The following is a 21,791-nucleotide window of genomic DNA, read 5'->3' on the forward strand; positions in this document are numbered from 1 at the left end:
CCTGAAAATCATGAAGGCATGGTTTATGTGGTCATGATTCGGTTGATGCTGAGGCGGTTAACAAACAACCGACGAACGAGGAACTTGAAACCTGCTTAACCAGCATTTACAAACACTTTCTTAAGTCTGTCCTAACGTTCGCTTCAACTGCTGTAGCTGATTGTTAGAGGTTGGTTGTTAGAAGCAAGCGTTGACTAATAGTAAAACGTAGCGTCGAAAACTCGAAATTCAAAGCTTCGTTCTATCTGCCTCATGCCCCTAACATCTGTTCAATCCACTCGATGCCGCCAACTGCTAGGGCACCAGCGAACGCAGACGTAAACGCCGACGATAAGGCTGTAACAAAGAGCCACCAGGCAGCGATCGCGACAGCTTTGCGGGTTTCGTTTGCCTGGTGCTGTAGCGCTTCAAGACGACGGTTAGCGGCTTGCTGAACGGTTTCGATCTGGGCGATCGCACTTAGGCGGGCGGCATCAAGGCGATCGGTAATTTGTTGTGCAAAGGTAGTAGAAAGGTCGTCACGAGTGCTAATCAGGGCAGCAAGTGTATCGCGATTTAGTGTGCTCAACTGGTCGCGCAGCGTGTCTCCCAGGGAACTGCTAAGGCTTTCTAGCCCTGCACGAGGGTCAACCAAAACTTGCTGAACGTCTTGCTTGATGCGATCGTAGTCCAGGTCAGGGAGCGGCAGGGAGGCAATCGAGTGACGCAACTGGTCAAGCGTCTTAGCGATGGTAGCTTGAGCCTGCTGCTGTAGGGTTTGGGCTTGGACGATCGCCTCTTGCACCATCGTTTCTACCGTCTCGACAATTTGGCTAATGTCATCGTTAGCAATGTCGCCTCGCTCAGAGAGTAGTGCCACCAGGCGATCGCGGCTAAGATTTGTTAGATGCTGCCAATCTGGGGCGGTTTCAGAGACTGTTTGAACGCGATTTAACAGGCGTTGTAGAGAGTGTGGCAGGCGATCAAGACTAAGATCATCCGGTTCGGCATAGCGTAAATAATCAGTCAAATGGTCTTGCCAGCTTTGCGCTTGTCGCTTGCTGCGGAGTGCTAAGCGACGCGGTAGTTTGCCGATGGTGTAGAGCGATCGCTGCACCTGCCGCAATAGTTGCTGTCGTTGCTCCTCTGTCAGATCCGGTCGCTGCTGCACGGATTCAAGCAGGGGTTGCCAATCCAATGAGCCGATCTGACCGAGCCAATCTACGTCTGCATAGTGCTGCTTCAGGTAGCCAAGCAACGCTTGAGGCAGGTCAGACGCATTGAACGTAGAGAGGTCAAGGTTCTGTAGAAAGTCTTGCAGCAAAGTGAGAACCTGACTACCATCAGATACTTTGTCAGCAACCTTTTGGGGTGCCTCATGCAAGCGGCTCCAGGCTTTTTCTAGCTGCAAAAGCACTCGCTGCCGCTGTTTTTTGGTCAAGTCTGGGTGAGCGCTTAACCACTCTTCAGCAGTCGCGCGATCGAACGATGGCAGGTAGCCTTGCAAGTCAGAAAATTCAACCGCAGTGGCTTTTGTAAGGTGTTTAAGCTGACGCTGGATATCACGGGCAGTAAGCGTCTGGGTGTGATCGCTCACATATGCGCCCAGAGCTTTCCAGAGTGCGGTTGCCTCTGTTTCTACGGCGGCTTGATGCGCTTGAACCTCTGCCAGCAGGCGATCGACACTGGTTTCAAACGCCGTTATCAACCCGTCTAAAGTCTTTTCACTCCATTCTCGCTGTTCAGTCAGCAACGCTTCCAGGCGATCGCGGTTGAGGTGATGCAGGTAAGCGCTCCAGCGATCGACCGTAACACCTGACTGATGGAGCAGTGACCGCAGTTTTTCTTGAAGATGCTGTGGCTTTAAATCGGCTTCAGACGCTGCCTGAAGATCGGTCACAACCTGCTGGCTAAAGGCTTGTAACGGGGCTTCAGCAATAGCAGCCTCCAGCTTTTGCAACACGGCTTGCTGAGTTTCTTCTAGGCGATCGACAATTTTCTCTACCTTTTTGGATGACAGATCATCCCGTTGTTCTAGCAGCGTCACAAAAAAGTTTCGATCAATGGCTGAAAGCTGCTGCTGTACGGCGGCGGGATTTGCTTCTGGGTCGTAAATGACATCCTGAAATTCTGCTTGCACTGTTTTGCGCGTTAAATTCCAGGGGTAAGCATTGAGTAGATAATCTTCAACATCAGCTTTGATCGTGTTGTGGAACGCGGCCTGATCAGCCGTTTCTGCTGGCTTGGATGACTGTGTAAACGACTGGAACTGCTGCAAAAGACTGCCAACATCCAGATCTGACAGGTCTACACGATCGCGCACAATCCGCGTCAGGCGCTTGAGCAACTGCTGCGGTTCTAGTGAAGCATTGGTTAACATCCCCAACTGCTGCTTGTCTGCCACTGGCTGATCATTGATCGTGGGGGTTTGAGTCGCTAGAAGGCGCTGGAGACGATCGTTAACCGCTTCTGGTGTCAGTTGGTCTGGGTTGGCAGTTTGGAAGAAGGTGGTGAGGTCAGCGATCGCGTTAGGGGCACCCATCACCTCCTGCCATACGCCTTCAAGCTGATCTACGACATCGTTCACATCACGGGTCGAAAAATCAGAGCGACTACTGACTAGCTCTACCAGTGTTTGACGATCGATGCGATCCAGCCCTGCCGTTACGGAGGACACGCCCGAATCAGCCAGCACACTTGCTACTACCTGCCGAATGCTCTGCAAATCAGGCTTGGGCGGTTGAATGGTCTGCACATATTCTCGCAGCGTTGTCTCAAGGTTGCGATCGGTTGCTTCTACCTGATCTTGTAAGGTCGCTAGACTGGTTTCGGTCGCTGCCATGCGCTCAGTCAGAGCGGCTGGTAGTGCGTCTGCTGGTTTTTCTTTTCGCGTTAATGCAGTCGCGATCGTTGCTACTAACGTTTGAACACCCCCACTAATTGCACCAACCAATGTCCCCAGCAGCGATCCGGCAGCTTTTGTACTTAGCCAAAGCACGCTCAAAAAATAGCCCGACCAGATGACGACACCTAGCACGGCTCCTAGGGTTGGGCTGCTAACGAGGCTTAGTTTCACGGCGAGAAAGCACGCGATGAACAAAACAACGTTTACAGTCAAGAGAGTGCTAGCCCCAATAGCAAAGCCAAGCTTGCCTGCTATCCCACCGCTTGTTGCCGTTTCTTGCGGCTCATCGTCAGACTGAGTACCTGGCAGATAGCCGATCGCTGTAACACCAGCCGCTACACCAAAGGTTGTCAACAACAACTGCACAGCAAAGGCAAGCAGCAAGCCTGTAAACAGCGTTGTGAAAACGGGGGCATTCATAGCCAAAAGCGGGGATGCAGCATACATGGTGAGAGCGACCATCAGGCGCTAAATACAACAGCCTGGGTAGCACAGCGATCGCCATACCACCCAGGCTGTCAAGTCTTACTTTCAAATTAGCAACCTTAAGTACTTGACTGCCACTTTCCTAAGTAGGAGAACGCCTCAATAGTAAAACGCCTTAATAGGAGAACGGTAGTAACCAAGCACCAAACGCCCAGTGCTTAAAGAACGCCAGCGTTACTAAGTCCCAGGATGAAACCAGCGCCTAGAATGTGCCCAAAGCTTGTCGTTGCCAACAATTCTGGTACGCCAAACCCTTCAAAGAGCCCGGGTGCTTTGACGGGTAGCGCAGGACCGACACCACGTCGTTGAATGGCAAAACGACCGATCGCGATCGCCAGCAGGTTTGCTGCAATCATGACAATGGCAACGTTGGGCGACCATTCGACGCTTCGTGCAACAGCCGCTAAAGGTGTGTAAAACATTTTGCCTCCTAAAGATTGATACGCTTATAAACAAGAAGGATTATAAAAAGCTCTCAGGAGCGAACCTCGAAAAAAGCTAATTTTGTTTCAAGAGTTAACGAACGTGTCATCTTTCGATACAAGTCATGGGTCTACGAGTCAAAATTTGCGGTATCACTAAACCAGAGCAGGGTCAGGCGATCGCCCAACTCGGCGCGACTGCCTTGGGGTTTATCTGTGCCCAGTCCTCCCCACGCTATGTCTCTCCAGCGCAGATTGCCACTATTGTCTCCACCCTTCCTTGTGATCGGGCGACCAATGAACCGCTGTGCGATCGCATCGGTGTGTTTGTCAACGCCAGCTTGGAAGTACTTTGTCAAACGGTGGCGATCGGCAACCTGAGCGGAGTGCAGCTTCATGGCTCCGAAACGCCTGAGTTTTGCGATCAACTCCGACAACAGCTTCCCAAGGTTGAAATTATCAAAGCCCTACGCATTCGTTCTGAGTCGGATCTTAGCGAGGTCGATGCTTATACTGCCTGCGTTAACACGCTGCTGCTGGATGCTTACGATCCCAGATTGCTCGGTGGCACTGGAAAAACATTGAACTGGCGATCGCTTCAGCAATTTGAGCCAGCTTGCCCCTGGTTTCTGGCAGGCGGGTTGACACCCGATAACGTGCTGGAGGCGCTACGTCAAGCCACGCCGCACGGCGTTGACCTTTCTAGCGGTGTGGAGTACAGTCCGGGCGACAAAAACCTGCCTGAGGTCGCTCGGTTGTTAAGTCAGCTCCAAAGTGGTGGTTTCTGAAGCGTCTTGAGGACAGAACGCTTTTACTGGGTATCCACTCGGCGTTCCAACACTGCTTGCACACCCACTGGCACATTGGTCAGAAAGTCGTACCCGGTTGCCGCTTCGATCGCATCGACAGAAACGCGATAGGTCTGCCAGTCGGTTTCTCTAATGCCCTCAAAGTTAGGCACACTCACCGCAATCACTCGGGTTTGCTCATTGATCGCTCGGCTACCGGCATTGAGGCGATCGAGCACGACAATCACTTTCCAGGTATACGCTGGCACCACAATGCTGCCCTTAGTCAGCACTCGTTTCTTGCCGTAGCCACCAGCCACGATATAGAGTTCCTTGCCCTGCCGCACCAAACTACGGCAGTCGCTTTCCAACTGTTGCCACGGTCCCTGATTATTTGCTTTCGACTGGGGCAGAATGTTGGTCATCAAAAAGGTGGCAGAGTTCGCGTCTGGAGTATTAGTACGATCGCCGGAAGGAGCTAAATGACCGCGATCAAAGCCGCTCCCGTTGTAGTCTGTGGGCAACACTCGATACCATTCTGCTGGCAACTGATCATCTGGGCGAAAATCGTTGCTGCGACGCACAGTGCCCAACCAGGACTCATTCAACTGCCAACTGACCCAATTGGGAATGCGCTTGCTGTTGTTGTAGGACAGCGTATACTCCGGCTTGACCATCAGGTAGTTGTCTGGGCTAAGAGGACTGGCTGTGGCATTGCTGGGGTTGCCCAACGCCAAGTGAACGCTGATAGTAGCAGGCGGTTTGAGCAGTAAGTTACAGCCCACCAGCAGCAGGAGCAGGCACCCGACTGCGGCTAGATACCAACGTGAGCGAATCCTTGCGGCGATCGCCCCCCTTCTCTGCACTTCATAACCCATGCCTGTGTCCATCCCTTGAATCTGCGTGCATTCTGCGTACCAACCTAGCTAAAACGCTGCAAGACTTCAGCCGTTGCGTGTCCAGTCTTTGCCCAACTAAACTGGCTGGCTCTGGCAAGGCTGGCTGTGCGGAGTTGAGCGCGTAAACCAACATCTGTTGCTAGATCATGCATAGCATGAGCGATCGCAGCCACGTCATACGGATCGATCAAAAGGGCAGCATCACCCGTCACTTCTAGCAAGGATGACAGGTTTGATGTGATGACAGGTGTGCCACACGCCATTGCCTCCAAAGCCGGCAACCCAAACCCTTCCCACAGGCTCGGAAACACCAGCCCGCTCGCCTGATTCAGCAGCCTCGGCAGTTCCTCATAGGCGACGTAATCTAAAAACTTGATTTGCTTGGTTAACTTCAAGGCTTCAATTTGTGCTTGCAAGAGTGGCAACTGACGTGGATCGGGTGGACCTGCCAGCCAAAATTCATAGTCTGAATAATTGGGCAACTGAGCAAACGCAGCGATCGCACGTTGGACATTTTTATACGGTGCAAAACGACCCAGATAAAGAAAATAGTTCTGCGTTGGCAAGTCTAAAAACCGAAAGTGTTGAGCATCATACGCCAGGGGGATAGACGTAATTTGGCTCGCCGAAATGCCACAAAACTGCACAAGATCCTGAGCGGTTGCATTGGAATTGCAGATAATATGCGCAGCTTGTTTTAAGACTTGAGGAATATAATGCTTGTTATAAAGCGTTGCTGGAGAAAAGCGTTTGGGAAAGTGCAGTGGAATGAGATCATGCACCATGATGACGGAACGACAGTTTGACCATAATGGTGCTTCTGGTAAAACCGAAAATAGTAGCGTTGAGTTTAGCTTTTGATAGAACTTAGGCAACTGAAACTGTGTCCAGAGCAGCCGCTTTAAGTGACCCTTTAACCCATAAGCAGCTGTTAAATCAGGTGGCGATTGATGCCAGGCATAGCCCTCAATTTTAAACGAACTGACGACATTGGGTTTGAGCGATCGCAACTCTTTGACGATATTAAGGCTATACGTAGAAATGCCCGTTGGCTGTGGCAAAACGGGAGATAGGTTCACCAAAATTGTCATAAGTGCAAGCGATCGCTAGAGCTTTTTAACGGCATGAATCCGCTTTGATGGTGTTGGAGCATGATTAATATTTAGAATAAAGCGCAGGATTTTTAGATTAATTGGGCTGGGTGCCTTTAAAGCAGCGATCGTGAATTTAACGATTAAATAAACTCTTAAAACAACTTGTTCCCACAACGGACGATGTTTTTGATAGTAATAAATCTGACTCCAACGATATTCTAACCGCATCCGATCAGATACTTTGCCAACAGAATAACCGCCTAAATGGATGATTGGAACATCAGGGGTGTAAAGCACTTGCCAACCACGATCGCGCGATCGCTGACATAAATCGGATTCTTCAAAGTACATAAAAAAGGTTTCATCAAACCCACTCAACGTTTCAAAGAGCGATCGACGGATAAAAAAGGCAGCGCCGATCACAATATCCACCGTTTGAACGTGCTGAAATCTCTGTTCGATCGCATCTCGTTGTTGAGGATCGGTGTACTGCTTTAGTTGTTTCAGTGTGTTATACTCGCCAAAAATGCTAATTTCATCTGCCACAGAAAGCTGAAGAGTCCCATCTGCGTTTAATAGTTTTGTCCCAATAATACCAACCGATGGGTATTCTTTCATCAGCATTATCAGTGGTGGCAGCACATCGCTTGTAAGCAACGTATCTGTATTCAGCAGAAAGAGAAATTCTCCTTTTGCCTCGGTTGCACCAACGTTATTGCCTGCTCCAAAGCCTCGATTTTCGGCTTGTATAATGAGTTTCACAGTTGGGAAGTGTTGAGCAATTAAGGCAGCACTACTGTCTGTAGAGGCATTATCAACCACAATGATTTCGTAAGGAACAGTGTGAAGAAATTGCAGGAGCGATCGCAGACAGTCCAGCACAACTTCTGCACCGTTGTAGTTGACTAAAATAATGGAAACTACAACTGGTTTCATTTGCATTCACCACTCCCTACTCCCTATTCCCTTATTTCCCTACCAGGTTTTGCCCAGCCTTCCTAAAAAGCCATGATACGTGCCGGTGACGCACGCGATCGCTTTTTGCCCTTTGGGAGCAGCATCAAACGCTAAAATTTTGAGCACTGTCAGCAGTAAGAATTTTAGGCGCCGTAGGCAACACGTCAACCGATACCATCCTTGCGAATGCCGTAATTCAAGATAGGTATGATTGCGACAAATGTAGTAGTAGCGCAGCGGCGAATAAAGCTGAAACACTTTTTTTCGACCCAGTATCTCAAGCTGAAATGGCACTCCAAACCGATGATACATTGCCGCATCTGGCACAACCAAATTGTGAAAGCCAGCCTGTCGCAACCGTAGCCCATAATCTAAGTCAATGCCATCAATAAATAGCCCTGCATCTGGAGGTTCTACGTGAGCGACCGTCCGTAGTGACACCAATGCCCCAGACGTGATTGGCGCATCGCATTCATAGGGCAAGGTGGGGTTAACTGGCACGAAGCCACGAAACCGATCGCCCAGAAATAGACTTGGCTTTACCGTCTGTCCCGTACGAGCATCGATCGCTGTAGGAGCTATCATGCCGATCACGTACGCCTCCGTCGCCAGCTTTACATACGCTGCTAGCAAGTGCTCCAGACAATCAGAAGCCGGTGTGCTGTCCTGGTCAAACGTCCACAAAAAGTTGTACTGGCGCTGCCTAGCCCACTGAATCGCTAACGCCAGACCCCCCGCAATGCCAATGTTCTTAGGGTAATGCCAGACCAAAAGGCGATCGTCCGCTTGATTTTCTTCTGAAAGCCTCAACGCTTGGGATGAGTTGTCAACAATCAGAATATGTTGAATGCAGTAAGACTGGAATCGTAAAGCTGTCACACAGGCGTTGAGGGCAATTGCATCATCATACGCTGTAATGTAGGCGGCAACAGTATATAATCGCGCCATTTTATGCGCTCACCCATATGTACGTTTGCATAATAAATGTTGCTGTTCGCACAATCATGTCGCTAATATTTTAACAGCTAGACCCCAGACTCAGAAGGGCTTTTAGTCATTTTAGCAATACAAATATTTTTCGCATGATTCATGCCGCAATCCTAGCATTCGCACGATCTATGCCGCTATGCGTCTAACAAAACTTGATAAGATATTCGCCTGATTCATGTCGCTGTTTGGACGATTTGCAATACATTTGTGCTGACAATCCACTTACCTAAGTTTACAGGTTTAGTCGCGATATGAGTTCGACAAATGCTTTCTTCAACATAACTGAAACGCTAGCTGTGCTTGACAATTATGTTAGGAGCCTCAGGCATATCATCCCCGTTTGCACGCTCCCTAAACACCGTAAAAATGCCGCAGGGTTCATCAAAATAAATTGCTGTAGAAATAGATCGATCGTGGACTGAAGAAACGGTTTTTTCTCGTATAGATTAGACTCTCGTTGATGCTCCAGGAAAGCCCAACTGTGGTGACTTTGCCAAATCACCGTCGGCAAGCAAATGAGGACTGCGATCGCAATTCCTAACCACAGCCATCGATTCAATAACAGCTTTCGAGCTGGAGTGATCAAGAAGCCAATTAGCAAACTGAAGGCAAAGAACGCGATCGAAAACTTGTTCATCAACCCAATTCCGACGATCAACCCAGCCAGTAGCCAAAGCTTGGAGTTTTCGTACTTCAAAATCAATATTGCCACATAAGCACAAAGCATCCACAGCAGCGGCTCAAAGGCATTCATCGTCAGAATGGTTTGCAGAAACAGATATCCAGGTGCAAGGATAACCGCGATCGCAGCCAAACATTGAGCATATTTTCCACCGCCCAGTTCGCGAACAATTACGCCAGTTAAAAAAACCGTCAGTGCGCCTGAAATCGCGGGAAAGAGCCGAATCGCAAATAAGGAGTCTGCTAGCAACTCACGGCTGATATTTGCAATCACCGCGACGAGTGGAGGAAACTCAGCATACCCCCAATCCACGTGTTCTCCCGCAGCGATGTAGGAAAGTTCATCTGAGAAGTAGCCATAGCGTCCACTTGTAAGTAAATGGAGCAACAGTTTTATAACAGCTAGGCAACCCAAAAGGACAAAATCGCTGCTGAGCGATCGCTTGGAACGATGGATCTGCTCTGGTGGTCTTTCAACCATGATGAGTCTTTTTCTGCTGCAAACATTTTCAGTCAAGGCGTCAACTAACCCTTCAGCTTCGCCATCATTGCGGCTTCATCCCAGTAAGACGAGACCGTTTGAATTTTACCAACATCACTGATTTCAAAGATACTAATCCCCTCCGCAGTAACATGGCGATCTTTCTTAGAAGCGACCCGATCGTCCACTTGACTGCTACCCCGTTTCTCACAAAGAGGATGCTATCTTTTGATAGTTCTATTGTTTCAAAGATGCTAGACAACATCTTGTAAAACTGATGGAAATCTTTGTGTACTTGCCTTGGTGGGTCTCCAACTGGGTCATAAATCACCGCATCTCCAGAAAAAATCTCTATCCTACCTTCTGCATTCATTGCTGTCATATTACAAAAATAAATCGTGAGCAACGACGCAATTTCTTCTGCTGACATCTTGTTTCGCCTCCACGTTTGTATTTTGTAGTTGGGCAGTAGAAGAGTATTGTCAAGTTAATGCTGCGATCGAATAATTGTTCTGATTCCACCTTGTTCGCGACTTCCGGTTCCTGTACTCCCAGCTACTGCAACAAAAGTTCGTGCCCCGGGTCAGCGTTACAGACGAATTGAAGCGTTACGAAGCGACAAAGAAACGAGTGATGCCGAGCATAGAACCTCGACAGCAAAAGGGATTGAACAACCGAGTTAAGCATTCGCATCAGCCAACACGAGTTTGAGAACGACGCATGCGGCGATTCAAATCTATGGGGCAAGCACAACGATTTCTAGCCGCCTTTGAACCGCTTTGAGGGCACTTTTACCTAAAGCAACATGAACCGAGTGCAACACGATACCGAGAACAGCTATGCCAACGGTTGGAAGATTGGCGAGAAGTTGCTGGGCTAAATGCTGCTGCGTAACCAGAGTGATCAAGACTGCTTAGGAATAATCGTGCCTAATTTTGAATGTGGTCCGTTAAGTTGATAATGCCACCTGAATTTCTAAGAACGGGCTTTCCTGTTGCAAGCACCGCTTCAATAATGCTAGCTGCTTGCTGCACCCCACCAGAGTTCTGAATCGCCGCTTGTAAACGCAATGCCTGAACTCTATAGGCATCCTGAGTCAACACCTGATGAATGACTGATCGCAAATTATCAACTGTTAAGTGGGACAGGGCTATCAGCTCCCCTACGCCTGCCCAAACGATGCGAGCAGCGGTTCCAGGTTGATCATTCGCAATTGGAATCGCAACCATTGGTACTCCATGGGTTAATGATTCTAAAACTGTGTTTAAACCTGCGTGAGTGATCGTGAGGGCGGCTCTTTGAAGCAACTCTAGCTGTGGTGCATAACTAACAACCAAAGGTTGCCCAGGCAAGGATGACATTGCCTCCAACGGCATGCCGCCCCCCAAGGAAAGCACCAACTGAACATCGAGTCCGACACAAGCAGCAGCAATTGTCTCAAACACAGGGAAAATCTGATTTTGAATGGTTCCCATTGATGCATAAATCAGCGGTTGTCCAGTTAATTGCTCCCACGGAAAAGAGACTCTCTCTCGTCCAAGAGAGGTGTGATAAGGTCCAGTAAAATGAAAGTGCGGTGGCAGGGCGCGAGGAAACTCAAAGGCAGCAGGCTGCTGGCTAAGCTGAGCGAGTTTAGAATAGTTGTCGTTCGGATGAGCATGGGGCGGTAAGTGCCATTGTTGCCGATACTCCGCCGTTAACTGCCTGATGGACTTCGTTAAGACGGTTGATACGGTATAACCAAGGCGGTTCCGTACTTTAGCCCTCCAAGTGGGGCTATATGACCAAGTTGTAAAGATTGGTGGAATGCTAATGTCTCGATTTAGTGGCAAGGCGGCACATAGGCTAATAAAGGGGATTTTAAGATAATCTGCAACTGTTCCGCCAACAGGAGAGCATTGATCAACCAGTAGGGCTTCAATCTCTTGAGCTTTAACCACCGACGGCGCATCCTGAAGAATCACTCGCATATCTTGTTCAGCAGTTTTAAGAGAATGCTTCAATGAGGCTATTCCACTTAACTTGCCTCTCTGAGTCAAGATTTCGGCTTCTGAGCCAATCGGTCGCTCCGACTCACCAATGACCCTAAAGCCGAAGTCCGCGGCAAGTATCTTGTCCTGAGCATCCAAAATATTCAGAAAGGTGACACGATGCCCACGTCGCTGAAGCTCATGTCCCAAAACAAAGTGGGTAGTCAGGTGGCTGCCTGTAGGAGAAATAATACCGAAATGAGTCATAAGCATTCAAGTAATGATGGGGAAGCAAGTGAGCCTAAAGGCACATAAATTCAAGTAAGGCTAACGTTCCGAATGAGCCGCTATAAAACTATACTTCGTGACTCATAGACAATCTTGCAAGTCCGCTCCCTTTGGGTTGTTAGCCTGTAGGCTATCTCCTCTATCCTTAACATACTGCTTTCAATTTCAAGACGAATCTCCTAGTCTTATTGAAATAGCGTTGCACTACCAAGCGAAAAACTAGATAAGCAAAAAGATTAGAAAGCTCAAAATAAAAAGTCTATATAACCCTTGTTTTGGCATCTAGAGTTTCGTATGACCACTTTCCGGATGCAACCCGGACCGACCAGAAAATGGTTGCTTAAAGGCTGCTCACAGCGTAACTGCTCTGGTTAGATTGCACTTCTAGCTCAGGAAGGGGTTTTCACCTCCAACTTTCGCTGACACGTTCTCTAACTTTCGTTGATCGGTCGGAATTGTTGGTGGCGCATTAAAGGATAGTGGGATAAGTAGCTAGCTCACACCAAGTCTAAGCTTGTAGTATTAATCTTGCTCGTTGAGCTGCGAGCAGTCGCTTGCCTGAAAACTGCTGCATCAATTCAGTGTACCTGATGATGGAAGCATGATTGTGCTGCATTCTGAGCAGACCCAGTTAAGTTGACCATACCGAAGTAGCGATTGGAGAGGAGCTAGCCGTGTCTAGGTTTACCGACCTTACCACTAACCAGTTTTTGCAACTCACAGAAAGGACATAAAAAGTAGTACCGTCATAGGGCAACACGGAGGAGTAGCTCCGTTCTGCTCCTCACTGTAAAACAGCTACGCTTGTCCTAATCAACTGAGTGTAATAAGTTCCAATGCTCAACTTTTTGTAGGTTCTTATAGCAGTTTGTCACATTCTTATGATGTTTAACGAATCTGTTTTGGTGTCATGCCGGTGAATCGCTTAAAGTGTCGTGTTAAGTGACTTTGATTGGAAAAACCGACTTGTAAAGCAATGTCGGCAATTGTCAAATCTGTTCTCTTCAACATTACTTTCGCCTGTTCTACTCGCTGTTGAATCACATATTGGTGGGGCGATATTCCCATCGCTTGTTTGAATAAACTGGCAAAGTATGTGGGGCTAATATTAATGACGCTTGCCAGTTCAGCGAGTGACAAATCTCGATTCAGGTAAGTGTGAATATAATCGATCGTCTGTTGCAACTGAATATGATTTAAACTTCTGTTCTCAGATGTAATGGTTTGCGTAACGGTAGAATAATGTCTTAGAAGATGGATAGCTAATACTTGAGTGAGTGATTCAACATACAATTGACCCATCATGCCACCAGACTCCAACTCAGCTAAAAGCAGCATGGCAATCTGATGCAGCTGTAAATCTTGCTTACCGGAACAGTCCACAAGACCGGTTCGTTTTGTATCCATTTCAGATGCTTCAGCGGTTTGCCTAATCATCTCCGGTTTTAAGTGCATGTGCACCGCACAGCAGATGCCTTCGCGCCGACACCAGTACTTCGGTTGTCCAGCAGGAACAAGGATGGTGTCGCCCCTCTGGATGATGGATTCATGCAAGCGATCGTCAGACTTTTGGGTTACAAGGACAGGTTGCCCTAAGGGTAAGACGAGCCAATGATCTGATGGGGCAGGGAATTCAACTTCAAATGAATTTGAAAGATGCTGATACTGCTCAACCACAATCCCGTTCCAGCCCCTTTGCCGACTGGATAACACCGGGGTTGTATGATCAAACCGTTGACCGAGTTCGATCACTTTAGGAAGGTTCTCTGTCACAGTTTTTGTTTTCAGCATCTATCTCGGCTTAGCTTTATTGCATGAAGGGGTTGCGGAAGGGTGACGTGGTAGGGCTGAGGTACCACCAACAATCCTTCACAGCAATGAGCTACCGCATTCACAACTGCATCTGAGTATAACGCTGCACTCAAGCAACGGGAAAGCCTAACATTCTGGATGGACGAAGCCATGCTAGAGCAGTGGGTAATTCCCAACTTCAGCGGCAAGTCGGGAGCTTTAGACTTCCACAGTGATCTCGCTATCTGCACCATGACAATGCTTAAGGCAGTGTACAAGTTAGCAGGACGGCAGTGCCAAGAATTTCTAGAATCAATCCTCGAGTTAATGGAGATCGATTTGCCGGTGCTCGACCACAGCACCTGATCGTGACGCTTGGGGCGGTTTGCAGCCACCTTACCCGTACTGCCCAAGCGTGGTGCTCGGCATGGGGTTGTCGATTTTACTGGCGTCAAAGTGTATGGAGAAGGGGAGCGGAAGATCCGGCAACATGGCATCAGTAAGCGGGGCACTTGACGAAGTTGCACTTGGGTGTAGACGAAAAAACTGAAAAACCCTTGGCAGCAGTGGTGACAATGAACGACATTACTGATAGCGAAATGCGAGAGTGATATTCTCGATCCGGTCAAGGATGAAATTGAGCATGGCAAGAGAAGGGGTAAGCAAAATTACATCCGTCTGTCTAGCACGATTACATCGCAAAACATTGTGCTATTCCAAATCAGAAGCAAGGCTGAGACGTTCAATCCGCTTGTTACCTTTACTACTTTAAATTTCGAGACTTTAAATTTCGAGATGTCCCGATTCCTGCTTGATTCCTCCCACTATTCAGCAACGCCGCGCAACGAGACCATTCGTTGCCGAATTGTTCACGATCACGCCTTTGTCCTGGATCAGCATCTGTTGAATTTCATATTTCATGCACAGAAATAGCCCTCGCGCATTGATCGACAGAATCTTGTCAAAATCTTCGATCAATTGTTCGTGCAGCGGTTTAACAACCCGAGCAATTCCAGCATTGTTAAATGCACAATCGAGGTTGCTGTAGGCGGCGATCGCTTTCTGCACTAAGGCTTACACATCCGCTTCACTCGATACATCTGATTTCACAAACAAGCATTCCGCTCCCGTCTGGCGAATCAGAGTAGCAGTTGCTTCCCTTTCTACATCGGGTTTGTCGGAGAAGATCACTTATGTACCAGCAGCACCAAACGCAATTGCAGTGGCTCGACCAATACCTATTTTCCTGCCAGTAACTAAAGCCACTTTATTTTCAAGCATCATGATGGTTACCTTTTTTTGTGAAGCTTCCACCTAACGTTGTTAGGCATCGAGGTCGGACAATGGAAGTGGGCAGACTTCCATGGCTTGAATCAAGCCATCCTCAATGGTGAAACGGTGACCGACGTTTTCATCGGCAAGGACGGCTCCAGACAGATCGCGCACGACCTGATGCACCTCGACCAAGATCTGCCCAGCATCCTCTATGTGAAAGGTAACTGGCTCGACGTGTCCATTGATTTCGCTCCACTGCTCCGTCCAGTAAGCACGAACTGCTTCAGACCCATGGACAAAACCGCCTTTGAATGCTCTTGGCCAAACCACGTCGGAAGCCATCAGGGCGAGGGCGGCATCAAGGTCACGTGCGTTGAAGGACGCATACGCTGCGTGTAGCAGCTCGATTTCCGGTGCAAGTTGATTTGGCATAAAAGGTAGGTGAAAGAGATGGGACAGTGCCTAACTTGTTATTGGACGAATTTTCTCCCTCCTATTCTGCCTATCTACCCAAAATGGCAAGATTAGACAGAAGTCGAATCTGTAATACATTCCGAACTAGGAGGTTAGACAGCCCTAATTAAACGTAGGATGTGTAAAGCCTGCGGCATGGCTTCGCTAAAGGGCGTAGCCGTAACGCATCAAATCCTTGAGCAGCATGGGTGACGCTATTGCTAACCCATCCTACGAAAAGCCCTGTTTACTCATGACCATTTATTTAGAAGGTTAGACAGATTATTTCCGTCTAAGTATTATTAACAGCGGTTCCCTCCTGAGGTTGCTTCCACGTTTTATTTACTGATAGTGTAGTGAGTCCCAATACTCAACTTCTTTCACATTCTTACAATGCCTTGTCACATTCTTGTGGTGTTAGCGGACTTGCTTAAGTGCCATTACAAGGAGGTGCTAAAGTGCTCTTTCAGATGACTTTGACGTCAGATGACTTTGACTAGAGGAGCCTACTTGCAAGGCAATGTTAGCTGTTTGCGAAGCAAATTTCCTTTGGACGATTGCCAATTCGTTTTTGATAGCAACGCTAATACTGTGTCAGTCAAGTGACCTTAGTAGTGCAGAAAACTCAGAGCTGTCTCATCATGCGAACCTGACTATTTTCGAGAATTCAATTTCTAAGCTTTTTGCTGAATTCTCTGCTGCTCAGGTAGTACAGCGATCGCGTAGGGTTTTGTTGCAGCCTCGCTACCTTTGTTTCTATGATTTAGTACGATTGCGTTACCTGAAGCGCTTGGTCCAGCACCTTCTTAGCAGCTTTTTCCCGCTCTGAATCTCCAAACAGGCTTCTGAGCAAGGTCATAGGGTTGGCAAGTATAGACTGAATGCTGCCTTGCTCTGCTGCATCCTGTTTAGTGTAAACCTGGGCGATCGCAATCAGTGCTTGTGCTTTGTAGTTTTTATCGTTCATCGCTTGCGTTACCCGAAGTGCCGAGTCGAGTTGTCCTTGTTTTGCAAAGCCACGTGCAATGGCAGGCAAGATCCATTCCATCTGTTGGTTTGCCACTAGCTGCAAAGCCTGATCAGGCTGTCCTACCTTCACATAGCTGAGTGCTAGGTCTGGCACAAACCCCTTTAGGTTGCCAGTTTGAACAATTTGCAGTGCCTTCTCAGGTTGTCCTGCTTCCACAAAACCAACAGCCACCTCTGACAAAATGCCCTTTACCTGGTAAGTCTGGACAAGATTCCAGGCTTGATCAGGCTGTTTGTTGCCGAGATGATGTCTCACAACCTCTATCAGCACTGCATTGCGGTTTTTAATCGACTGCGCCAGTTTCACTCCTGCATCCAGGTTTCCTGCCTTAGCATAGGCGATCGCAATTTGCCCTAACGCAGACGTTCGCTGACTCACAATGGGAATGGCTTGGGCGAGTTGTAGTGCCTGCTTAAAGTCACCAAGCTTGGCATAGCCCTCGGCAATTTTGGTCACAGCATACTCTCGGTTGGAGCTGCCGTCTCTGGGAATGCCCTGTACGCTTGCCAGTGCTTCAGCCAGGAGGTCACCGGACTGGCTCTTCTGCCCTAGTTCACCATACTGAAGGGCAGCATCAATCTGGTACCCAACCCGATCGAGCGGCAAGGGTTGACTTGCTAAGGTCCGAATTTTTGGCACAACTTGATTGAGCACTTCGATTGCTTGCTGGTTCTCTCCAATCGCAGCAAAGACTCTAGCTATGCGGAGGGTTGAGGAAACTTGTAACGATTCGGCACTAAATTTGGCACTGACAGGTGCTGGCTTGGAGTTTACTGCATTAGATGGTGCTGGCTTGGATTGTGCTGGAGCATTGAGGCTCTCTAGCGCTCGCTGCAGAACAACGGATGACTGCTCTCTGTGCTCACCCCACCGAAGCCGCTCTGCCATCACGACCAGCATTTGGGTTCTGTCTGCCTGGTGCGTCAGACTTTCAGCTCGATCGATCGCCTGGTTTAAGACCTTTGTGGCGCGCTCAGGCTGTCCTGCCGCCGAGAGATAACCGGCCAGTTCTGCCAGCGTCATGGGGTCGACTAAGCGCTGACCCAGTTCAAGTGCCAGGTCAAAGTGTCCGGCATCAGCGTACTCTTTGGCACGGTTGCGTAAGGATTCGGTTGGAGAGGTGCCACTGCGACTACAGCGCGTTGCTTCCTGGGCTACGGCAGTTTGAAGCGCCTCTGTCAGGAGCTGTTTGCCTTGCGTTTCCTGTCCTACCAGTAGATAGCCACCGCCAATTTTTGCTAAAAGGTTGCCTTGGAAGCAGCGAGCAGACATCGCTTTGGTGGAGCGGAGCGCTTGCTCTAAAACTTCGGTCGAACGTTGAGAGTCTCCAAGTGCAGCATATTGAAAGCCAATGTCCGCCAGCAAGCGTGCTTTCACATCTTGCGATTCAATCGCGATTCCAGCCTTTGTTGAACCTAAAACAGTGATCAGGGCGATCGCTGAAAATTGTGCGAATTGCTTTAAGCCGTGAGCCATATGGAGGAGCCTCAGAAGCGATTTTTCGGTGAGGTGGGTTGTGCTGGTCAAAACGATCTGGTAGGGCACCAACGGGCATCTCTATGCTAGTTCTACCCTATTAGTAAACAGAGACAAAGACGTACAGCAATTTGAGCCCTGTCCTCATGAAAGATTTATAAAGTGTCTCCAGCCATGAACTGTAACTTGCTCTCAGCGTTTGGCTTGCAGCAGTCAGTCTGGTTAGTTGCTGCCGCTATTGAAGCAGCGCTTATGTACGGCGACTTCAAAACGAGGGCACTTGTTCCACGACCATGACTGGAATGGCACTCGACTCTAAAACGGCTTGTGAAACCGACCCAACAAGAACGGTGTCCAACGGTTGATGTCCTCGTTTACCCAGCACAATTTCGTCCACGTTGTAGTCCTGGGCAGTGCGAACGATCGCCTCTGCGGCTGTCCCTTCCACCGTCATAAATCGATAGCGGATATCTGCTAGGAGCAATTGTGTTTTTGTTCGGAGCCATTCCATCTCGGTTGGATCGTTAGTGCGGCTCACGTGCAGCACAATGACCTGACTATCGCTGCGACGCGCCAGTTCAGCCGTTTTCGTTAGCACTTGCACTGCCAGAGGAGAGGTATCGACAGCAGCCAAAATGGTAATGCGACGAGCGATCGCTACTTTAGTGGGATCGACCTCGCCACGTTCCAACAGTCGAGGAGCAAATGTCGGAATTGCCCAGGCTCCCAATGGGGCTGTCACTAAAATTGAGAGTGCCGCGATCGCCAGAATGATTTCGCCGCCTGTAATGCCATTGGCGAGAGGAATCGCGCCGATCGCTGCCTGAACCGTTGCTTTAGCCGAATTTCCGGGTAGCAAAAAGAGACGCTCTCGCCAGTGCCAATTGCTGCCAACGGTGGAGAGATACCAGCCGAGCGATCGTCCCATCAATGTGCCAATACCCAGCAAGACTAAACCTGGTAGCAACGCAGCGCCTAAAACATTGAGTTGAATACTGGCTCCCAGTAGGACAAATAAGAAGATTTCGGCAAGTGTCCACAACCCATCAAACCCCCCCCGCAAGCGCCGGGCTAGGGGTGCATCAAATTCAATCAGAAAAAAGCCCATTGACAGGACGGCAAGATAGCCAGAATAGAAGGGGAATAGCTCAGTCAAAACCACCAACAGCAGGGCAACGCTAGCGGCAACTAAAGTATCCTGCACGGCAGTTTGCGTCCAGTTTTGCTCTGTCAGCAGAGACACTAAAACGCGAGCAGAGAAGGCTCCCAGCAACACGCCTAAACTAATCTGAAGTACGATTTGCAAGGGCAAGAGCTGCAAGGCACTCAGGGTGAAGCCACCGGGTAAGGGAATGCCTGTTGTTGCGCCTTGCGAGAGAAATGCCAGCAGCAGACTAAAGATCAGTAGCAACAGCACATTAGACAGTGCACTTCCCGTCAGAATGGCATCAGGAATTCCTTTTCTGACTCCCCACCCCAAACTCTTTAACCGGAGCATTCCTGGCACAATCACCGCTGGCGACTCTGCCCCAATAATGCAGCCCAGCAGTAACCCTGTAGGAAAATCAAACCGAAAAATGATGATCGCGGCAAGGGTGATCGCGATCGCTTCGCAGATGGCGGGTAAAAACCCTAACCGCAGTGCCACTGTTCCCTGTTGCTTGAGTTTCTCGCGGTCTAGTCCCAACCCTGCCTTCATCAGGATGACCATGACTGCAATGATTCGCAAAGCATTCGCTGTATTCAAAACGCCTGGACTGATGACATTTCCGACTTGTGGACCCAAGATCACCCCAACGGTAATCATCCCCACCAGAGCAGGTACCTTTAAGCGACGGGCAATCTGACCAACAAAAAAGCCCATCAAGACGATCCAGAGCAGACTTGCCAACATCACGCAATCTCCAGCGAACGAACGACTTGCCGTGACTTGCGTTGGAAGTTGACATTAACAGCTCTACTTTCCGCAGCAAGCCGGAACAGTAGGAGCCATCAGCCCTCTAGTAAAAATCAAAAAGCCAGGGGCGGTTTAGGCGAGCGCTATCACCTTGTCCATACTGTACAGGGAATTGGTTTGAGAACGTGCAGCAGCAAGCACGTCCTTATCCTCACGGCTCCATCTGGCTGGAAAGCCAAGCGAAGCAAGCGTGAACAACCTGCTAATCTTCTGGTTTCAACAACCAGAAACCGCTGTAGGTCATACCAGAGTCGTCGGGTTGCACCAGCAGAAAATGGAGTCCCTGACTGAGTTGCTTGTGCTGTTCGTATGCTTGCCCAGCCGTGGCAACCTCAGTATCCTCAAAGGTAGTCAGAATCCAGCGATCGGCTAACCCTGCTTCTAGAATCAAGCCATCAGGAGCACCGGGAATGTAGCCTAGCGAGACAGGCTGAGACTGTTGGAGCCAGTTGGCTAGCCGCATGGCTTGCCGTCCGCCATCGATCACCACACCTGGAATGGGCACTGTGGATGCTAGCCCTAGCTTAAGCGGCAGCAGTGCTTCTGGCACTGACAGAATGGGAATCATGCGATCGCTAACGGTATCAATGAGATCGACCGCAGGCAGTGAGGCAAACCGCCAGCGATCGCCCCACAGCTTTTCTGGTAACGGTACGGGCGGCAGTTTGTCTAGTGCTAATGGCTGATATCCCTGCCCTGTATAGCGTGCTTCTAAAGAGTCTGTAAGTGTTGCATATTGCCGCGATCGCTCAACGAGCAAGTGTTTGAGCCGGGGCGTGCGTCGGGTTGCCTCGATCGCAATGCCCAACTGCTGCCCAGCGGTTTCGAGCAGGTGCAATGTTTGTGGTCGGAACACGAGGAGACGATCGGGCAAGGTATGACCTGCCTCTATCCACGCTTGCAATTGTGACTGTAATTGGGTCAGTAACCAGCTTGCGCTTGCCTGTGCCTGGGCGCAGTACGTCACAAACTGAAAAGCACCCACAGAATCACAGATCAGCAGTTCCCAAAGCGGGTCGCCAGCCGCATTCTGTAGGGGGCGACGGTAGAAATCAAGTTCCCAAACGGTCATGCGTCAAGATTCGTTGTTAGGTGTAATACCAATTCGGTTTTTGCTGGTTACAAAGCCTTCGTATGGGCAAGCGATCGCTTCTCTTAACAATCGTTGTATCCCAGATGGTGTGAAATTGGCATGGGTAATTAGCTACTAGAGTCTGCTAAAAGTTAGTAACTTGCAAGCACCTACCTAATCAAAGGGTCTGGCAGCGGCGGTCGCCCAACTCGCCTCTCAACTGTCTACCGAGACCGCAGGCAATTACCACGACACCAACAGCGGCATATATAGTACAGTTTTGCCGTTGCCATCTTTGAAGAAGCAGAGCAACTTGGCTTCCCCCTCAAAATCCAGCACGTTATCCCTATCACCATACCTGAATACTTCACTCCCGCTAAGAGTTTCGACGCTGTTGGGGACTCATCTTCCCTACTAGCGAGAAAGTTTGCGGGAGATGCTAAAGGAACTGCGATCGAGCCTTTAATCGCCTCTGTCAGCCTCTAAACTTCTAGCGGTTTAACGACCAAGCTCACCGGACGCAAATAACCTTAAGAACTCACCAACTAGCTTGTAGCGTTCTGGTGCAGGGATTGGTTATGCCTGTGACCGCTCGGATGGCAACCGTGACTGAATAAAGCTGTATCCACGATCAAACCGTGGAATCATTCTGCAGTTGAGCTGTCTAAGAAACTGTTTGTAAATGTATGTGAAGTAGAAGACAACTACGGTCACAAAGGCGCGATACCAGAAGAGTGACATCTACATGGCTTGAGGATATGAGTCAGCCTTACTACGACAGTGACCTGACCGATGAG

19 protein-coding genes, 1 pseudogene and 1 riboswitch are annotated in these 21,791 nt (G+C 49.2%); of the genes and pseudogenes, 3 read left to right on the forward strand and 17 right to left on the reverse strand.

Annotated elements, in window-relative coordinates:
* Positions 1 to 250: 250 nt before the first annotated feature.
* Together H6F86_RS10020 and psaK are read right to left on the reverse strand one after the other, a co-directional pair.
* A complete protein-coding gene (locus H6F86_RS10020; protein WP_190448467.1) occupies positions 251 to 3,304 on the reverse strand; it encodes a hypothetical protein in 3,054 nt (1,017 codons plus the stop codon).
* A 224-nt stretch (positions 3,305 to 3,528) separates the two neighbouring features.
* Positions 3,529 to 3,792, reverse strand: a complete 264-nt coding sequence (psaK, locus tag H6F86_RS10025) for a photosystem I reaction center subunit PsaK (protein WP_190448468.1) — start codon at positions 3,790 to 3,792, stop codon at positions 3,529 to 3,531.
* A gap of 125 nt (positions 3,793 to 3,917) precedes the next feature.
* On the opposite strand from psaK, the gene H6F86_RS10030 reads away from it, so the two are divergent.
* Positions 3,918 to 4,580, forward strand: a complete 663-nt coding sequence (locus tag H6F86_RS10030) for a phosphoribosylanthranilate isomerase (protein WP_190448469.1) — start codon at positions 3,918 to 3,920, stop codon at positions 4,578 to 4,580.
* Positions 4,581 to 4,603: 23 nt separating this feature from the next.
* Here H6F86_RS10030 and H6F86_RS10035 read toward each other — a convergent pair whose 3' ends face one another.
* The 9 genes from H6F86_RS10035 to H6F86_RS10075 form a co-directional block, all read right to left on the reverse strand.
* Positions 4,604 to 5,470 carry a DNA/RNA non-specific endonuclease gene (locus H6F86_RS10035; protein WP_242033456.1) on the reverse strand — a complete coding sequence of 289 codons (867 nt, stop codon included), beginning with the start codon at positions 5,468 to 5,470 and terminating at the stop codon, positions 4,604 to 4,606.
* A gap of 32 nt (positions 5,471 to 5,502) precedes the next feature.
* Positions 5,503 to 6,570, reverse strand: coding sequence for a glycosyltransferase family 1 protein (locus H6F86_RS10040; protein WP_190448470.1), 1,068 nt, complete (start codon positions 6,568 to 6,570; stop codon positions 5,503 to 5,505).
* Between the two features lie 15 nt (positions 6,571 to 6,585).
* Positions 6,586 to 7,509 (reverse strand): glycosyltransferase family 2 protein, encoded by a 924-nt coding sequence (locus H6F86_RS10045; protein WP_199305191.1) that lies wholly within the window; start codon positions 7,507 to 7,509, stop codon positions 6,586 to 6,588.
* A gap of 39 nt (positions 7,510 to 7,548) precedes the next feature.
* On the reverse strand, positions 7,549 to 8,478 hold the full coding sequence (locus H6F86_RS10050; protein ID WP_190448472.1) for a glycosyltransferase family 2 protein: 930 nt from the start codon (positions 8,476 to 8,478) through the stop codon (positions 7,549 to 7,551).
* A gap of 349 nt (positions 8,479 to 8,827) precedes the next feature.
* Positions 8,828 to 9,682 carry a glycosyltransferase family 39 protein gene (locus tag H6F86_RS10055; RefSeq protein WP_190448473.1) on the reverse strand — a complete coding sequence of 285 codons (855 nt, stop codon included), beginning with the start codon at positions 9,680 to 9,682 and terminating at the stop codon, positions 8,828 to 8,830.
* 64 nt (positions 9,683 to 9,746) lie between these two features.
* Positions 9,747 to 10,112 carry a hypothetical protein gene (locus tag H6F86_RS10060; protein ID WP_242033457.1) on the reverse strand — a complete coding sequence of 122 codons (366 nt, stop codon included), beginning with the start codon at positions 10,110 to 10,112 and terminating at the stop codon, positions 9,747 to 9,749.
* 306 nt (positions 10,113 to 10,418) lie between these two features.
* On the reverse strand, positions 10,419 to 10,589 hold the full coding sequence (locus H6F86_RS10065) for a hypothetical protein (protein ID WP_190448474.1): 171 nt from the start codon (positions 10,587 to 10,589) through the stop codon (positions 10,419 to 10,421).
* A 22-nt stretch (positions 10,590 to 10,611) separates the two neighbouring features.
* Positions 10,612 to 11,919, reverse strand: coding sequence for a glycosyltransferase (locus tag H6F86_RS10070; RefSeq protein WP_190448475.1), 1,308 nt, complete (start codon positions 11,917 to 11,919; stop codon positions 10,612 to 10,614).
* A gap of 909 nt (positions 11,920 to 12,828) precedes the next feature.
* Positions 12,829 to 13,731 (reverse strand): AraC family transcriptional regulator, encoded by a 903-nt coding sequence (locus H6F86_RS10075; protein WP_190448476.1) that lies wholly within the window; start codon positions 13,729 to 13,731, stop codon positions 12,829 to 12,831.
* 144 nt (positions 13,732 to 13,875) lie between these two features.
* Between H6F86_RS10075 and H6F86_RS10080 the strand changes: the two are divergent.
* Positions 13,876 to 14,097 (forward strand): annotated as a pseudogene (locus H6F86_RS10080) (transposase); the annotation flags it as partial.
* 462 nt (positions 14,098 to 14,559) lie between these two features.
* Here the strand turns inward: H6F86_RS10080 and H6F86_RS31515 are convergent.
* The 6 genes from H6F86_RS31515 to H6F86_RS10105 all read right to left on the reverse strand — a co-directional run bounded on the left by H6F86_RS31515 (position 14,560) and on the right by H6F86_RS10105 (position 20,994).
* Positions 14,560 to 14,799, reverse strand: coding sequence for an SDR family NAD(P)-dependent oxidoreductase (locus H6F86_RS31515; protein WP_347240113.1), 240 nt, complete (start codon positions 14,797 to 14,799; stop codon positions 14,560 to 14,562).
* A 123-nt stretch (positions 14,800 to 14,922) separates the two neighbouring features.
* A complete protein-coding gene (locus tag H6F86_RS32770) occupies positions 14,923 to 15,045 on the reverse strand; it encodes a hypothetical protein (protein WP_277881653.1) in 123 nt (40 codons plus the stop codon).
* Between the two features lie 9 nt (positions 15,046 to 15,054).
* The gene (locus tag H6F86_RS10090) at positions 15,055 to 15,438 is read right to left on the reverse strand and encodes a nuclear transport factor 2 family protein (protein ID WP_190448478.1); all 384 of its coding nucleotides are present in this window, start codon (positions 15,436 to 15,438) and stop codon (positions 15,055 to 15,057) included.
* 784 nt (positions 15,439 to 16,222) lie between these two features.
* Positions 16,223 to 17,965 (reverse strand): hypothetical protein, encoded by a 1,743-nt coding sequence (locus H6F86_RS10095; RefSeq protein WP_190448479.1) that lies wholly within the window; start codon positions 17,963 to 17,965, stop codon positions 16,223 to 16,225.
* A gap of 265 nt (positions 17,966 to 18,230) precedes the next feature.
* A complete protein-coding gene (locus H6F86_RS10100; protein ID WP_190448480.1) occupies positions 18,231 to 19,859 on the reverse strand; it encodes a cation:proton antiporter in 1,629 nt (542 codons plus the stop codon).
* Between the two features lie 82 nt (positions 19,860 to 19,941).
* Positions 19,942 to 20,022, reverse strand: a riboswitch (Fluoride riboswitch).
* A 102-nt stretch (positions 20,023 to 20,124) separates the two neighbouring features.
* Positions 20,125 to 20,994, reverse strand: a complete 870-nt coding sequence (locus tag H6F86_RS10105) for a Tab2/Atab2 family RNA-binding protein (RefSeq protein WP_190448481.1) — start codon at positions 20,992 to 20,994, stop codon at positions 20,125 to 20,127.
* On the opposite strand from H6F86_RS10105, the gene H6F86_RS10110 reads away from it, so the two are divergent.
* The gene (locus tag H6F86_RS10110; RefSeq protein ID WP_190448482.1) at positions 20,993 to 21,133 is read left to right on the forward strand and encodes a hypothetical protein; all 141 of its coding nucleotides are present in this window, start codon (positions 20,993 to 20,995) and stop codon (positions 21,131 to 21,133) included. The genes H6F86_RS10105 and H6F86_RS10110 overlap by 2 nt on opposite strands.
* Positions 21,134 to 21,791: the final 658 nt, after the last annotated feature.

Origin of the sequence: Phormidium sp. FACHB-592 (assembly GCF_014695795.1) — a bacterium.
GTDB lineage: Bacteria > Cyanobacteriota > Cyanobacteriia > Leptolyngbyales > Leptolyngbyaceae > Stenomitos.

Excerpts from the sequence above, each read along its gene's own strand:
- H6F86_RS10020 (WP_190448467.1), bottom strand. The coding sequence starts at position 3,304 with ATGAATGCCCCCGTTTTCACAACGCTGTTTACAGGCTTGCTGCTTGCC.
- psaK (WP_190448468.1), bottom strand. The coding sequence starts at position 3,792 with ATGTTTTACACACCTTTAGCGGCTGTTGCACGAAGCGTCGAATGGTCG.
- H6F86_RS10030 (WP_190448469.1), top strand. The coding sequence starts at position 3,918 with ATGGGTCTACGAGTCAAAATTTGCGGTATCACTAAACCAGAGCAGGGT.
- H6F86_RS10035 (WP_242033456.1), bottom strand. The coding sequence starts at position 5,470 with ATGGACACAGGCATGGGTTATGAAGTGCAGAGAAGGGGGGCGATCGCC.
- H6F86_RS10040 (WP_190448470.1), bottom strand. The coding sequence starts at position 6,570 with ATGACAATTTTGGTGAACCTATCTCCCGTTTTGCCACAGCCAACGGGC.
- H6F86_RS10045 (WP_199305191.1), bottom strand. The coding sequence starts at position 7,509 with ATGAAACCAGTTGTAGTTTCCATTATTTTAGTCAACTACAACGGTGCA.
- H6F86_RS10050 (WP_190448472.1), bottom strand. The coding sequence starts at position 8,478 with ATGGCGCGATTATATACTGTTGCCGCCTACATTACAGCGTATGATGAT.
- H6F86_RS10055 (WP_190448473.1), bottom strand. The coding sequence starts at position 9,682 with ATGGTTGAAAGACCACCAGAGCAGATCCATCGTTCCAAGCGATCGCTC.
- H6F86_RS10060 (WP_242033457.1), bottom strand. The coding sequence starts at position 10,112 with ATGTCAGCAGAAGAAATTGCGTCGTTGCTCACGATTTATTTTTGTAAT.
- H6F86_RS10070 (WP_190448475.1), bottom strand. The coding sequence starts at position 11,919 with ATGACTCATTTCGGTATTATTTCTCCTACAGGCAGCCACCTGACTACC.
- H6F86_RS10075 (WP_190448476.1), bottom strand. The coding sequence starts at position 13,731 with ATGCTGAAAACAAAAACTGTGACAGAGAACCTTCCTAAAGTGATCGAA.
- H6F86_RS10090 (WP_190448478.1), bottom strand. The coding sequence starts at position 15,438 with ATGCCAAATCAACTTGCACCGGAAATCGAGCTGCTACACGCAGCGTAT.
- H6F86_RS10095 (WP_190448479.1), bottom strand. The coding sequence starts at position 17,965 with ATGGCTCACGGCTTAAAGCAATTCGCACAATTTTCAGCGATCGCCCTG.
- H6F86_RS10100 (WP_190448480.1), bottom strand. The coding sequence starts at position 19,859 with ATGTTGGCAAGTCTGCTCTGGATCGTCTTGATGGGCTTTTTTGTTGGT.
- H6F86_RS10110 (WP_190448482.1), top strand. The coding sequence starts at position 20,993 with ATGCGTCAAGATTCGTTGTTAGGTGTAATACCAATTCGGTTTTTGCTG.
- H6F86_RS10105 (WP_190448481.1), bottom strand. The coding sequence starts at position 20,994 with ATGACCGTTTGGGAACTTGATTTCTACCGTCGCCCCCTACAGAATGCG.